11 protein-coding genes are annotated in these 13,641 nt (G+C 65.0%); 2 read left to right on the top strand and 9 right to left on the bottom strand.

Annotated features, from left to right (window positions below):
- Positions 1 to 32: 32 nt before the first annotated feature.
- The 3 genes from HYG81_RS33765 to HYG81_RS33755 all read right to left on the bottom strand — a co-directional run bounded on the left by HYG81_RS33765 (position 33) and on the right by HYG81_RS33755 (position 4,783).
- Positions 33 to 2,444, bottom strand: a complete 2,412-nt coding sequence (locus tag HYG81_RS33765; protein ID WP_180840553.1) for a heavy metal translocating P-type ATPase — start codon at positions 2,442 to 2,444, stop codon at positions 33 to 35.
- 66 nt (positions 2,445 to 2,510) lie between these two features.
- Positions 2,511 to 3,266: a helix-turn-helix domain-containing protein gene (locus HYG81_RS33760; RefSeq protein WP_180840552.1), complete on the bottom strand. Its 756-nt coding sequence runs from the start codon at positions 3,264 to 3,266 to the stop codon at positions 2,511 to 2,513.
- 371 nt (positions 3,267 to 3,637) lie between these two features.
- Entirely contained in the window at positions 3,638 to 4,783 is a 1,146-nt protein-coding gene (locus HYG81_RS33755; RefSeq protein WP_180840551.1) for an acyl-CoA dehydrogenase family protein, read from the bottom strand.
- A gap of 115 nt (positions 4,784 to 4,898) precedes the next feature.
- On the opposite strand from HYG81_RS33755, the gene HYG81_RS33750 reads away from it, so the two are divergent.
- Positions 4,899 to 6,872 carry a 3-hydroxyacyl-CoA dehydrogenase/enoyl-CoA hydratase family protein gene (locus tag HYG81_RS33750; RefSeq protein ID WP_180840550.1) on the top strand — a complete coding sequence of 658 codons (1,974 nt, stop codon included), beginning with the start codon at positions 4,899 to 4,901 and terminating at the stop codon, positions 6,870 to 6,872.
- Positions 6,873 to 7,203: 331 nt separating this feature from the next.
- Entirely contained in the window at positions 7,204 to 7,776 is a 573-nt protein-coding gene (locus HYG81_RS33745; RefSeq protein WP_180840549.1) for a HalX domain-containing protein, read from the top strand.
- On the opposite strand, the gene HYG81_RS33740 is transcribed toward HYG81_RS33745, so the two are convergent.
- The 6 genes from HYG81_RS33740 to HYG81_RS33715 all read right to left on the bottom strand — a co-directional run bounded on the left by HYG81_RS33740 (position 7,773) and on the right by HYG81_RS33715 (position 13,494).
- Complete coding sequence (locus HYG81_RS33740) at positions 7,773 to 9,734, bottom strand: PAS domain S-box protein (protein WP_180840548.1); 1,962 nt, start codon at positions 9,732 to 9,734, stop codon at positions 7,773 to 7,775. The two genes, HYG81_RS33745 and HYG81_RS33740, sit on opposite strands and share 4 nt — an antisense overlap.
- 192 nt (positions 9,735 to 9,926) lie before the next feature.
- Positions 9,927 to 11,078 (bottom strand): acyl-CoA dehydrogenase family protein, encoded by a 1,152-nt coding sequence (locus HYG81_RS33735; RefSeq protein ID WP_180840547.1) that lies wholly within the window; start codon positions 11,076 to 11,078, stop codon positions 9,927 to 9,929.
- A 96-nt stretch (positions 11,079 to 11,174) separates the two neighbouring features.
- A complete protein-coding gene (locus tag HYG81_RS33730) occupies positions 11,175 to 11,621 on the bottom strand; it encodes a hypothetical protein (protein WP_180840546.1) in 447 nt (148 codons plus the stop codon).
- Between the two features lie 120 nt (positions 11,622 to 11,741).
- A complete protein-coding gene (locus tag HYG81_RS33725) occupies positions 11,742 to 12,119 on the bottom strand; it encodes a cupin domain-containing protein (RefSeq protein WP_180840545.1) in 378 nt (125 codons plus the stop codon).
- A 61-nt stretch (positions 12,120 to 12,180) separates the two neighbouring features.
- Positions 12,181 to 12,606, bottom strand: coding sequence for a CopG family ribbon-helix-helix protein (locus tag HYG81_RS33720; protein WP_180840544.1), 426 nt, complete (start codon positions 12,604 to 12,606; stop codon positions 12,181 to 12,183).
- Between the two features lie 117 nt (positions 12,607 to 12,723).
- Entirely contained in the window at positions 12,724 to 13,494 is a 771-nt protein-coding gene (locus HYG81_RS33715; RefSeq protein WP_180840543.1) for a creatininase family protein, read from the bottom strand.
- Between the last annotated feature and the right edge of the window lie 147 nt (positions 13,495 to 13,641).

Raw genomic sequence — 13,641 nt, 5'->3', positions numbered from 1 at the left:
TCGGTCGGCAGTGACGATCGGAGCGGCGCGACTCACTCGAGGTCCGGGGACGTCTCGGGCTCGACGTTCGCGAGTCGCATCGCGTTGCCGGTCACGCCGAGGCTCATGCCCATGTCGCCGACGACGACCGCCAGCGCGACGCTTACCAGTCCGAGCGGCACGCCGAGCGCAAGCAGGGCCTTCACGCCGAGGCTCGCCCAGATGTTCTGCCGGATGACGCCGTTGGCCGTGTGGGACAGCTCGTACAGGTACGGCAGCTTTCCGATGTCGTCACCCATCAACGCGATGTCCGCCGTCTCGAGGGCGGTGTCGGTGCCCGCTGCACCCATCGCGATGCCGACCTCGGCGGTCGCGAGCGCGGGCGCGTCGTTGATGCCGTCGCCGACCATCGCCACGTTGCCGGACGCCGACTGCAGTTCCTCGACGGCCGCGACCTTCTCGTCGGGCAGGAGTTCGGCGCGGTATTCGTCGACGCCGACCTGCTCGGCGATCGCCCGCGCCGTTCCCTCGTTGTCGCCGGTCAGCATCACGACGCGCTCCACGCCGAGCTCCCGCAGGTGCTCGACCGCCCGCTTCGAGGCGGGTCGGACCTCGTCGGCGATTGCGATCGCACCCAACAGCTCTGTCTCCGTCCCAACGAGGACGACCGTCTTGCCCTCCGCCTCCAGCGCGGCGAGCGTCTCCTCGGCGAACACGCCGTCGGACTCGGGTGTATCGGCGGAGATGGCACCACCGTCGGTCGCCGCGCGGGTCCGCGAGAGGTCGAAACCCAACTCTTCGAACAGCGCGGGCTTGCCCGCGTAGTACGTCTCGCCACCGTCGGACGAGTCCGACGAGCCTCCGGCTTCGCCGGAGACATCGATCATGCCGCGGATTCCCTTGCCGGTCAGGCTCTCGAACTCCGTTGGCTCGGGGAAGTCGCCGACACCGGCCTCTTCGGCCCGGGCGAGGATCGCCGCGGCGATGGGATGTTCGCTTCGTCGCTCCAGTCCGGCGGCGCGGCGAAGCAGCGTCGCCTCGTCGGTCTCGCCGACCGGGACGACGTCGGTGACGGCGAGCTCGCCCTTCGTGAGGGTGCCGGTCTTGTCGAGGGCGACGGCGTCGACCTCGCCCATCGCCTCGAGGTAGTTGCCGCCCTTGATCAGGACGCCGTTCTTCGCGGCGCTGGTGATGCCCGAGACCACCGAGACGGGCGTCGAGATGACGAACGCGCAGGGACAGGCGATCACCAGTAACGTGAGGCCGCGAACGAACCACGTCCCCCAGTCGCCGGTGAACGCGAGCTCGTATCCGGCGACGCCCGCGGTGACGGGATCGGCGATGACGAGCGGCGGGACGGCGGCGGTCAGGATCGCCAGCACGACCACGACGGGCGTGTAGTAGCCCGCGAACCGGTCGACGAACTGCTCGGTCTCGGTCTGCTCGGCCTGTGCGCCTTGCACCAGCTCGATGATCCGCGAGAGCGTCGAGTCGCCCGCCGACGAGGTGACTTCCACCTCGAGGTAGCCCTCCTCGTTGATGGCGCCGGCGTACACCTCGTCCCCGGCCGACTTGTCGACGGGGACGCTCTCACCGGTGATCGGCGATTCGTCGACCGCGCTCTCGCCCTCGGCGACCGTCCCGTCGAGCGGGATCTTGTCACCGGGCCGAACGACGACGGTCTCGCCGACCGCCACGTCCTCCGCGTCGACGGTCACTTCCTCGCCGTCGCGCCTGACCGTCGCCTCGTCCGGCGAGAGCTCCATCAGCTCGCGCAGGGAGTCTCGAGCCCTGTCCATCGCGTAATCCTCGAGCAGTTCGGCGATGCTGAACAGGACGGCCAGCGTCGCGGCTTCGACGAAGTAGCCGATGCCGGTCGCGGCGATGATCGCCGTCCCCATCAGCAGGTCGATGTCGAGGCTCCGGTTTGTCGCGGAGTAGTAGCCGCTGCGGACGACGGGGACGCCGCTGACGGCGACCGCTCCGAGGAAGAGGAGATCGGCGACGTGGAGCGGATACTCGAGGACGCTCGCCACCGCGACGTTCCCGCCCGTCAGGAGGAATTCAAAGGCCAGCCCGAGGGCGACGAACACCGCGCCGAGCCACGTTTTCTTCGCGCGGGGACTCGTCCAGACTTCCGAGGGCGGTGCGACGTCCACACCGCCCGGCTCCGACTCGTTCGTCTCGTCGTCGCCGTCCGTCCCCCCGACGACCTCGTAGCCGGCACCTTCGATCGCCGCGACCACGTCGGCCTCGCTGGCGCGGTCGGGATCGTACGTGACGCTGGCCGTCCCGGTGGTCGGATTGAGGTCGGCGTCGACGACCCCGTCGACGCACCCGAGGCTCTTGTCTACCTTCCCCGCACAGGACGGACAGTCCATCTCGGGGACGGCGAGTCGAGCGGTCAGTTCCCGCCGCTGGCCGCCCCCCTCCGTCACCCTCGCCGCGTCCGGTTCGTCAGTCATTACCCGAAGGTAAGCGCGTCAGTTCGATAAGCCTTCGTTGGAATATTCCAAGAGTCTGTGGGGCCGCTAGAGCGACGTCGACGGCCCGTCGACCAGTTGCTCGCTCGCGACGTGTTGCTTGGCCAAGTGTTCTTCGGCCCGGCGAAGCCGATAGGTGAGCGTCGACCGCGGGACGTCGAGGTGGTCGGCGAGTTCGCTGACGTCGACTGCTCGAGGCGATTCGTAGTAGCCGTGTTCCACGGCGGCCCGGAGCGCGGCCTCCTGTTCGGGAGCGAGTCCGTTCGCCCCGCTGTTCGCGTCGCCCGTCCGCGCTTCGGTCTCTGTCGTCGCCGTCCGGAGCATCTCCATCCGGGCGCGGTCACCGAGCGCCGCCTCGAGGGCGTCGAAGAACGCGGCCGTGTCGCCCTCGCCGGAGTGGACGATCCGCCACGTGTAATGGCGTCTCTCGTGACGTGTCTCGAACAGCACGCCGTCGCCGAGGTGGTCGCGGGCGATGTGCGGGACGGACGCACAGGTCGGGGTGCGCTCCCAATCGGAGTAGAGGACGAGCGTATCGTCGGTGCGATCGAGGACCTGCGTGGTCTGGGTCGCGCCGCAGTCGTCGGTCGCGAGGCAGTCCGCGTAGTAGTCGCTGGTGAGGAAGGCGTCCTCGATGTCCTCGAGGGCGTCCGGCGTGCCGGTGGCGTGGTCGACCCGCCAGAGGCGCTCGGCGGTGGCGTGCAGCGATAGCGAGCGGATCCGGGCATCGGGGTGGTCCGCGAGCGTGTCCGCCACCCTGTTGCAGCCGGGCTCGTACTCGAGGGCGAAGACGAACTCTCTCATAGTCTAAGGAAGGGGCCGACGCGGCAAAGGGTTTCCCGCCCGCTTCCGTTGTCGGAGCCTCGAGGCAGCCATGATCGACTACATCTTCACGTACGTGGTCTTCGTCGCGCTGTCGCTGGTAATCGTGGCCGTCTGAAGCTAAACGGAACGAAAATTAGTGGCCGAGAGCGCGGCTCGAGCGAACGCGAGAGTCGCGCGATCCGGGGAAAGGCAGGCTGTTATACGAATACGAGCGCGAGCGACTGCAGGGAGCGAGCGGGCCGACGACCGACCCGCAGGGGAGGGAGGAGTGCTTTTGATCGAAATTTTACCGAGGGACATCGCGGTCGCGATGCCGCGACCGCGATAGACCGCAGCGTGAAATTTCGTTGTTATTCGTCGAGGAGTTCTCGAGCGATCACGTTCTTCTGGATCTCGGTGGTGCCCTCGTAGATCTGGGTGATCTTCGAGTCGCGGTAGAAGCGCTCGACGGGGAAGTCGTTGACGTAGCCGGCCCCGCCGTGGATCTGGACGGCCTCGTTGGCGACGTCGACGGCGACGCGGGAGGCGTACTCCTTGGCCATCGAGGCGAGTTTCGTGATGTCGTTGCCCTGGTCGACGTTCCAGGCGGCCTTGTAGGTCAGGTTGCGCGCGGCCTCGGTCTCGGTCGCCATCTCGGAGAGCTTGTGCTGGATGGCCTGGAACTCCGAGATGGACTTGCCGAACTGTTCGCGGTCCTGGGCGTAGTCGAGGGCGGCCTCGAGCGCGCCCTTTGCGATGCCGACACCCTGGGCCGCGACCCCGGTCCGGGTGGCGTCGAAGAACTGCATCTGCTGGAGGAAGGCGGCGCCCTGGTCACCGACGAGGTTCTCCTCGGGGACGCGGACGTCGTCGAAGATTAGTTCGGCGGTGTCGGAGGCGCGGATGCCGAGCTTGCCGGTGATTTTCTCCGAACTGAAGCCGTCGCGGTCGGACTCGACGATGATCTGACTGAAGCCGGCGTATCGATCGTCCGCGTCGGGGTCGGTCTTACAGAGGACGACGAAGAAGTCGCCGACGGTGCCGTTGGTGATCCACATCTTGTTGCCGTTGATCACCCACTCGTCGCCGTCCTTCTCGGCGCGCGTCGAAACGGAGGAGACGTCGGAGCCGGTGTCGGGTTCGGAGATCGCCGCGCCGGAGATCTTCTCGCCCAACGCGACGGGCTCGAGGAAGCGTTCCTTCTGTTCTTCGGTCCCGAATTCCTGGATGGCCTCGGTCCCGAACGAGCAGGCCGAGATCGAGAGCGCGATGCCGGGGTCGTGGGAGAACAGTTCCTCGGCGATGAGCACCGTCTCGAGCGTCGAGTAACCGGCACCGCCGTACTCGATCGGAATCGAGGAGCCGACCAGCCCCATCTCGGCCGCCTTATCGACGATTTCGTGGGGGAACTTCTCTTCGGTGTCGTACTCCTCGGCGTTGGGGACGATCTCGTTCTCCGCGAACCGGCGGACCTCGTCGCGGATCTGTTGCTGTTCTTCGCTGAGTCCGAATTCCATGGACGATTGTTCCTATCGAAGCGGTAAAGAGCTTTGTAACCGGGAGTAAACCCAACTATCGTTTTTCAATCAGAATAGGGAAACGTTGAAACGGGTCCGCATAGGATCGTTTGACATGGAACTCGAGGATATCAACACCGTCGCAGTTCTGGGAGCAGGCAACATGGGTCACGGTATCGCAGAGGTCGCCGCGATAGCGGGCTACGACGTGAACATGCGCGACATCAAAGACGAGTTCGTCCAGAACGGCTACGACCAGATCAAGTGGTCGCTGGGCAAGCTCGCCGAGAACGACCAGCTCTCCGAGGAGGAAGCCGACGCCGCCTTGGAGCGCGTGACGCCGCTGGTCGACATGAGCGAAGCCGTCGCCGACGCCGATTTCGTCATCGAGGCGGTCCCCGAGAAGATGGAGATCAAGAAAGAGGTCTACACCGAACTCGAGGAGGCCGCACCGGATCACACGGTCTTCGCGACGAACACCTCAAGCCTCTCGATCACCGAACTCGCCGAGGTCACCGAGCGGCCTGAGCGTTTCTGCGGGATGCACTTTTTCAACCCGCCGGTCCGGATGCCGCTGGTCGAAGTGATTTCAGGTGCCGAAAGCACCGAGGAGACGCTCACGCTCACGGAGGAACTCGCCGAGGACTTCGACAAGACGCCGGTCCGGGTCCACAAGGACTCGCCCGGCTTCATCGTCAACCGCATCCTCGTGCCGCTGATGAACGAGGCCGCGTGGCTCGTCAGCAACGACGAGGCGACCATCGCGGAGGTCGACTCGACGACTAAGTTCGGCATGGGGCTCCCCATGGGCAGCTTCGAACTCGGCGATCAGGTCGGTAACGACGTCAGCTACCACGTCCTCGAGTACATGCACGAGGTGTTGGGCGAGGCCTACGAGCCGGCCCCGCTGCTCGAGGAAAAGGTGGAGAACGAGGAACTCGGGAAGAAGACCGGTAAGGGGTTCTACGACTACGAGGACGGTGACGGCGCACAGATCCCGTCCGATCAGCAGTCTGAATTCGTCGAGGAACGGCTCCTCGCGACGATGGCCAACGAGGCCGCCAAGCTGATCGGCGGCGACGTCGCCCCGCCGGAATCGATCGACGAGGCCGTCCAGCTCGGCGCCGGCTTCCCCGACGGCCCGGTCAAGCTGGTCGACGACTACGGCCTCGAGACGCTCCACGAGACCCTCGAGGAAGCCTACGAGGAGACCGATCACGAACGATACGCGCCCGCGGAGTATCTCGCGGAACGCGCCGAACGTGGCGGGTTATACGAGAGCGATGGGGATTCAGACGAGGTCGACTTCGAGGCGATCCGCGTCGAGTACCCCGGCGACAGGGTCGGTCACATCGTCCTCGACCGGCCACACCGAATGAACACCATCAGTGACGAGCTACTCGAGGAGCTCTCGGCAGCGATCGACCTGCTCGAGGACGACGACGAGGTGCGCGCGATCCTTCTCACCGGCGAGGGTGAGAAGGCGTTCTCCGCGGGTGCGGACGTCCAGAGCATGGCCGGGGACGGTGCCGATCCGATCGAGGGACAGGAGCTGTCCCGACTGGGACAGTCGACGTTCGGCAAACTCGAGGCGTGTGACCTGCCGGTCGTCGCGGGAATCGACGGCTTCTGTCTCGGCGGCGGGATGGAACTGGCGACCTGTGCCGACATGCGCGTCGCGAGCGAGCGATCCCAGTTCGGCCAGCCCGAACTCAACCTCGGGCTGCTCCCCGGCTGGGGCGGCACACAACGACTCAAACACATCGTCGGCGAGGGCCGCGCGAAGGAAATCATCCTCACCGCCGAGCGCTACGACGCCGAGACGATGGCCGACTACGGCTTCGTCAACGACGTGGTCGACAACGACGACCTTCAGGACCGTGCGCTCGAGCTGGCGACCGACCTCGCCGGCGGTCCGCCGATCGCCCAGAAGTTCACCAAACGTGCGATGCTCGCCGGCCGCGACGATACCGAGGCCGGGCTGGAGTACGAGGCGTCCGCGTTCGGCCACCTGATGGCGACCGACGATCTGATGGAGGGGGTCATGGCCTTCATGGGCGACGAGGAGCCGGACTTCCAGGGGAAGTGAGGCAACCGTCGAAAGACGAGCGGGGCGAGGTCCGGCTACCGGGAGGGCCGCGACGTGAACGACGACCGTGTGGGAGCCGTAAGCAAGGCGAGTCTTTCGGAACGGAGCCGGAGCTCGAAGGAAAGTGAGGACTCGAGCCAAACCTCGGCCGTGATCTCCGGCCGACACGCGAGCCAGCGGTTTTCTCACGAAGTTGTCGTGGTCAAACTGGGTTCCCTACTTGACTGGTAGAAATGTAGTTCGTCTTACAACTGGTCGCGAGATTTATCACACAGAGGTACCATTGGTGACGCGTGGCTGTAATCGATGAAGAGAATGGAGGGGTTCCCCAATGAGTGACGGGCCCGAGGTGCTCGTCGTCGACGACGAGGCTCGGCTCGCGGACCTGTTCGCCGCCTGGCTACAGGGAGACTGGGCCGTCGAGACAGCCTACGACGGTGAGGAGGCTCTCGAGAAGATGGCCGACTCCGTCGAGGTCGTGTTACTCGATCGACGAATGCCGGGACTCTCCGGCGACGAAGTTCTCGAGCAGATCCGCGAGCGAGGACACGATTCGCGGGTCGTCATGGTGACGGCGGTCGATCCGGACTTCGACATCATCGAGATGGGGTTCGACGACTACCTCGTCAAGCCGGTCTCGAAGGACGAACTCGTCGAGATGGTCGACGCCGTCGCCGACCGTTCCGACTACGAGTCGGACATCCAGGAGTACTACGCGCTCGTCTCGAAGAAAGCCTTGCTGGAGTCCGAGAAGGCCGACCGCGAACTCGCGGACAACGAGGAGTATACGGACCTCTGTGACCGCGTCGCGGAACTCGAGCAGCGCGTCGACGAGACGGTCTCCGGTATGTCCTCCCACGACGATTTCGTCGGCGCGTTTCAGGACCTCCAGTCCGGGAACTAGACGCCGGTTTCGAACTCGAACCGAGCCCCTCCACTCTCGCTTTCGGTCGCAACGACCGACCAGCCGTGTCCGGTAGCGACCTCTCTGACGATCCAGAGGCCGATTCCGAGCCCCTCAGACGACGATGAGACCGACGGATCGAAGAGTTCCTCGCGCAGTTCCGCGGGGAGGCCATCGCCGTCGTCTTCGATGAAGAATCCCCGCTTCCGTCCGTCCTGCTCGGCCGACTCAAGCGTCCCGACGCGAACGGTTCCGGTCGTGTCGCCGTGTTCGAGACTATTCCGGAAACAGTTCTCGAGGAGCCGCAGGAGTCGCGAGCGGTCGGCATCGAGCGTCATCGTGTCCGTAACCGAGAGCGTCGCGTCCGCAGTCGAGACGTGGTCCCACGCCTCGCGAGCGATCGACTCGAGATCGATGTGAACGGTGTCGGCGGCCCATTCGCCCTCGCGGGCGATGGCCAGCACGTCCTCGATGATCGCCTCCATCCGGTCGAGTCCCTCGCGGGTCTTGTCGGCGTGTTCGGGATCGCGGGACTCCTCGAAGAGTTCGAGATACCCCTGTGCGACGCCCAGCGGATTTCGGAGGTCGTGGCTCACGATCCGGGCGAACGTATCCAGTCGCTCGTTGCGTTCGCGGAGCTTCCGTTCGCTCCGCTTCCGTTCGGTGATGTCGCGGAGAACGCCCACCGAGCCGAGAAACGTCCCGTCGGAAAGGAGGACCGCGATCTGGGCCTCGCAGGGGATCGTCTCGCCGGCTTTCGTCTCGAGTGGCAACTCGATGGTTTCGGTGTGTTTCTCGCTCTTGAGCAGCGACCGAATCAGGGCCGACGACGCGGAGACGTCATCGGGGTGGAACAGGATCGACGCGTGTTCGCCGAGTAGTCCCTCGCGACTGTAGCCGGTAATCTCGACGAGGGCATCGTTGACGGTCGTGAAGTGCCCTGCGTCGTCGAGGACGTACATTCCGTCACCCGCGGTTTCGACGAGTCGTTCGTATCGGTGGAGGGCGCGTTCTCGCTGGTCGAGGCGGCCGCGAACGGCGATCGTCTCGAGGACGTGGGACGCGGTCGCGGCGGTCGCTTGGATCGCGTCCAGTTCGCGCGTCGAAATCGGATCAGTCGCGTAGATGACGACTACCCCGTACAGCTCATCGCCCGCTCCGAGCGGTGCGATGGCGACCGATCGAGCGCCCCGCTCGAACGCGTGGTCCCCGAACGGCACGGTATCGCTCTCGTCTTCGTCGTACCGCCGACACTGGATCGCTTTCGTTCGAATCACTCGCTCGAGCAGCGGATACTCGCCGTCGCCGATGCCGAAGGTTCGTTGCAGCGACCACGCCATCGCTCCGGGATCCGACAGCCACGGGACGATCTCGCGTTCACCCGGGTCGTACTCGCCGACCCAGGCGAACGTGAACTGATCGCCGCTCGTCAACTCCTCGCGAAGCACGCGTTCGACGGCCAGCGGCGAGGTGGCGTCGACCAGCCGGCAACGAACGGTACTGACCAGGTCGGCGAGCGCCGCGGGCAAGTCTCGGACTGCCGTCCCCGTCTCGAGAGCGGAATCATCCGCGTTCGAATCGACTGTACTCGGAAGCCCGGTGCTCGTCTCGTCTTGGAGGCTGTCGATAATGGCGTCGGCCAGCTGCGCTCCAGTGGCAGTCTCGTCGGCCCGGACGGCCACTTCGCTCAGCACGCTCCCGTCGTCCCCCGTTCCCCACGAGACGAACGTCGGCGTCCCCGGCGCCTCGGACTCGACGGTCCGGACGAGCGTTGGCACGTCCGCAACCGTGCTCGCGTCGATGACGACCGCGTCGATCGCCTCTCGCTCGAGGCGGTGGATGGCAGCAGTGGCCTGCTGGGCGATGACGATGTCGACCTGCGTGTCCGTGAGCGATAACGTAATCGACGCTCGCGTCGACCGATCGCCGCTCACACAGAGGACACGTGGCCGACTCATGAGAGCTGAAGAGGGGATAGTGAGGGTTCCAGTACCACGGTAGTTAGTCTGCTCCGACTCATGATACCGATTACGATTGTTCTTTCGGCCAACGTATGACTCGTGGTATCGTAAAACACGTATCTGCGCGAGCTGTTCTGGCCGGTAAACGAGGCAGTTCGTCGCCACGACGGACGGAGCCGCCGCGTGCGATCAGGGAGCTTGCCCGTAAATCAGGTTGCGCTGTATTTCGTTCGCCCCCTCGTAGATGACCGGGATTCGCGCGTCGCGGAAGGCTCGAGCGATCCGGCGCTCGTCGAGGATCGACCGGCCGCCGTGGAACTGCATGCCCTGTTCGGAAACGTCGACGGCCGTCTCGGTCGCCTTCGTCTTCGCCATCGCGGCCCAGTAGCCCGCGTTGTCTCCGGTCGCGACCTTCTCCTGGGCGCGCCAGACGAGCGTCCGGGCGCTCTCGAACTCGAGTAACATATCAGCGAGGCCGTGCTGGACGGCCTGAAAGTCGCTGATCGTTCGGCCGAACTCCTCGCGGTCGTGGGTGAACGACCAGGCCTCCTCGATGGCGGCCGCGGCGATGCCGAGTCCGTGTCCCGCGACGGCGACGCGACCGTGATTGAAGAACTCCGCGAGCAGCAGGAAGCCGTCTCCCTCCGAGCCGATCAGGTTCTCGGCGGGGATCCGGCAGTCGTCGAACTCGATGTGGGCCTGTTTCGAGGCGCGCATCGCCATCTTTTCGGGGATGTGTTCGGCCTCGTAGCCGTCCGCGTCGGTCGGCACGATGAACATCGAGTGATTGCCGTAGCGGTTGTCCTCGTCGTCTCCCGTCCGCGCGTAGAGTGTTATCCAGTCGGCCTCGACGCCGTTGCCGATCCAGTACTTCTCGCCGTTGATGACGTACTCGTCGCCGTCCTTCTCAGCCGTGGTCTGCATCCCCGCGAGGTCGCTGCCCGTCTCGGGTTCCGAGACAGCGAGTCCGGATCGCTGCTCGCCCTCCGCCACCGGTCGGATATACTCCTCGCACTGCTCGTCGGTGCCGTGTTCGTAGGTGATCTCACAGCCGAAACTCGCCAGTTGCAGCGTCAGCGCGATCCCCGCGTCGGCCCGGTAGAACTCCTCCGTGATCGCGAGCAACTGCGCCAGGTCCAGTCCCCGGCCGCCCCACTCTTCGGGAATGTCCTGGGCGACGAGATTCGCCTCTTGGCCGGCCTCGAGGATCTCCTCGGGGTACTCGCCCGCCTGAAAGTACTCCTGCGCGTTCGGTTCGATGTGTTCGCGCGCGAACTCGCGGGCTTCGGCCTTGACGTCGCGTGCGTGCTCCGGAACGATGCTGTCGTCGAGTAGTTCCATACCCACAAGAGGGTCGCGCGGTGGAAATATCCGGGGGTGAGTATCGCAACCTGCACCCGCGGGCCGCTGGTTCGACTGCCCGCGTTCCGACCGCCGTCATCGCAGCGTTCGGACGAGATCGGCCGTCGAGCCTGCCGTTTCCACGTGGTCCTCGAGCAGGGCGATATCCCAGACGAGATCGGCCAGCAGGTGCGCGTAGAGAACCACGCCGGTCACGATTGCGAGGGGGACGCTGAGGAGGGCGAGCACCGGAACGACGATCCCGCCGATCACCACGTGGCTCAACAATCGCGAGAGGACGCCGACGTCACCGGGTTCGAAGATCTCCGACTGGTCGCCGACTGCGGCACCCGGATTGGACAGACAGAACCGAACGGCGTCCCAGTTCCCGGTCTTGAATCGGGCGATGAGGAAGTGATCGAGATCGATGAAGACGCCGACGGCGGTGCCGTAACCGACGACGGCGACGGCGGGAACCGAGTAGCCGTAGAGCGTGACCGACGGGAGCAGTGCAGTCAGGCCCCCGGCAACGACGAACGACACGGCTGCGTGATGTTTCGAGTAAATCGAGAGTCACCTACCGGTGACGATGACGTCCGTCCACTAAACCATCTCGCCGAGTTTCGGTGCGAGACGCCACGGTCGTCCTATCCTGACCGAGACTTATCCGGCAAACCCAGAGAGGAGCCACTCGTCGCCATCACTGTCGTCGTCCGCGATACTCGGCGCACTCACGAGGACGAACGCGCTCTCGCGGTCGCCATTGCGGATCTGGCGCGTCGATTCCGGCGGGATCCACAGCGCGTCCCCGGTCTCCATGGCCACCGGTTCGTCGTCGACAATGACCGTCGCCGCTCCCTCGATCAGGACGTAAATCTCCTCGTGGTCGTTGTCGATGTGGTCGTGGGGCTTGCTCTTCCAGTCCGGATCGCACCGGGCGACCGTTACCCCGACCTGCTCCGTCTCGAGCGGATCGCTCAGAACGTGCATCGCGCTCGAGACCTGCTCGACCTCCTCGTAGTTGACCTTCCGGTATGACATACGAACCCATTCGGGGGAGGGGAGTAAAACTATACTGTCTGCTGGAGTTCGTTCAGTGACCCTACCCCTGAGCGAGCGGATCGAAACTGTCGACCGGCATGACCGAGTAGTCGACCGTCAGTGCGTCCTTGGTCGCTCGGATCTTCCCGACGAACGCGGAAATGTCCTCGAGTTCGCCCTCAAGGACGAACAGTTCCATGCAGTAGTGGTTGCCGACGTGGCTGTGGAAGTTCGACGCGACGAGGCTCTCGTGTTCGTGGCGCAGGTGCATCATCCGCTCCTCGACGCTCGTGGTTTCGTAGTCGAACAACACCGTGACGATTCCCATCAGGTCCCGCTCCTCGAGCCGGGTATCTTCGAACTCGCCTAACAGGTTCCGCGAGGCTTCCCTGACGACTTCGCTCCGACCGGTGTACCCGTGCTCCGCGGCGAACTGGTCGAGCCGTTCCAGGAGTTCGTCCGGCATCGAGACGCTGACAACTGCCATATAATAAACTGACCGCTACAGCTATTAAGGATTATCATCATGAGCGACCGTTGATGCGCCTCGAGAGCCGACTGGGACAGCGGTGTTCGTCCCAGTTCAGCCGCGTTTCCGTCCGGTTCAAACGTGCTCTCTCGGCATCAAATCCTCGAATTTCTGGGCCGCCAGCCACTCGCAGAGCTGAACGAGCTGGTCGCTCGCCGCCTCGAACAGTTGCACCCCCTTCGCCGCCGTCGCGTCCGTCTGATCGCCCAACACGCCGTTGTCGGTGTTGTCCGCCGCGTCGTAGAACGTCCGCGAGCCGTGTTTGATCGTCTCGGCCGCCTCGACGTCTGGGATACCGGTGTCTCTGGCCTCCTCGAGTCGGTCGTCGTGAACTAACGCCGGCTCGAGGTACTGGATCAGCGCGGTCTCCTTCGGGCCGCCGTGGGGGCCGTTCTGCTCGAACAGGTCGTCGACCAGCTCGGGGATCGAGTCGTTCCACATCCACTCGATGGCGTACGCGACTTCGTCCTGCCGGAGTCGCGCCCCGACCTCGCGCAGGTGGGGGACGTTTCCGCCATGGGCGTTGACGTAGATCACCCGATCGATTCCGTGGGACGTGAGGTTTCGCGTCAGCGACTCCATGTACTGTCGGAACGCCGGCGGCTCGACCCACATCGTCCCGTGAAACTGCCGGTGGTGGCCGCTGACGCCGATATTGATGGTCGGCGTACAGAGATAGCCCGTCCGGTCCGCGACCGCCCGCGCGAACGCCTCGCCGATCAGGTGATCGGTCGCTTCCGGCAGGTGCGGCCCGTGCTGTTCGGTCGACCCCAGCGGGACCAGCGCGAGCGATTCCGATTCGAAGTACGACTCGAGGTCGGGCCAGGCTTCGTCGCCGAGGTACATAGGAGAAATACGCGTGCGGCCACCAATAACGTGTTGTCGACGCACTGCTCACGAACCCACTTAGTTCGGACTCCGAGTACATCACGTGCGACGAACCCGGCGGCCAAAACGGGGGCTTGCGGCGAAATCGCCGTCGGCGAATCAAAG

Origin of the sequence: Natrinema zhouii (assembly GCF_013456555.2) — an archaeon.
GTDB classification, from domain to species: domain Archaea; phylum Halobacteriota; class Halobacteria; order Halobacteriales; family Natrialbaceae; genus Natrinema; species Natrinema zhouii.
This window is presented reverse-complemented; position numbering and strand designations above follow the sequence as displayed.

Excerpts from the sequence above, each read along its gene's own strand:
- HYG81_RS33755 (WP_180840551.1), bottom strand. The coding sequence starts at position 4,783 with ATGGAATTCGGACTCAGCGAAGAACAGCAACAGATCCGCGACGAGGTC.
- HYG81_RS33720 (WP_180840544.1), bottom strand. The coding sequence starts at position 12,606 with ATGGCAGTTGTCAGCGTCTCGATGCCGGACGAACTCCTGGAACGGCTC.
- HYG81_RS33735 (WP_180840547.1), bottom strand. The coding sequence starts at position 11,078 with ATGGAACTACTCGACGACAGCATCGTTCCGGAGCACGCACGCGACGTC.
- HYG81_RS33760 (WP_180840552.1), bottom strand. The coding sequence starts at position 3,266 with ATGAGAGAGTTCGTCTTCGCCCTCGAGTACGAGCCCGGCTGCAACAGG.
- HYG81_RS33725 (WP_180840545.1), bottom strand. The coding sequence starts at position 12,119 with ATGTCATACCGGAAGGTCAACTACGAGGAGGTCGAGCAGGTCTCGAGC.
- HYG81_RS33745 (WP_180840549.1), top strand. The coding sequence starts at position 7,204 with ATGAGTGACGGGCCCGAGGTGCTCGTCGTCGACGACGAGGCTCGGCTC.
- HYG81_RS33765 (WP_180840553.1), bottom strand. The coding sequence starts at position 2,444 with ATGACTGACGAACCGGACGCGGCGAGGGTGACGGAGGGGGGCGGCCAG.
- HYG81_RS33715 (WP_180840543.1), bottom strand. The coding sequence starts at position 13,494 with ATGTACCTCGGCGACGAAGCCTGGCCCGACCTCGAGTCGTACTTCGAA.
- HYG81_RS33750 (WP_180840550.1), top strand. The coding sequence starts at position 4,899 with ATGGAACTCGAGGATATCAACACCGTCGCAGTTCTGGGAGCAGGCAAC.
- HYG81_RS33740 (WP_180840548.1), bottom strand. The coding sequence starts at position 9,734 with ATGAGTCGGCCACGTGTCCTCTGTGTGAGCGGCGATCGGTCGACGCGA.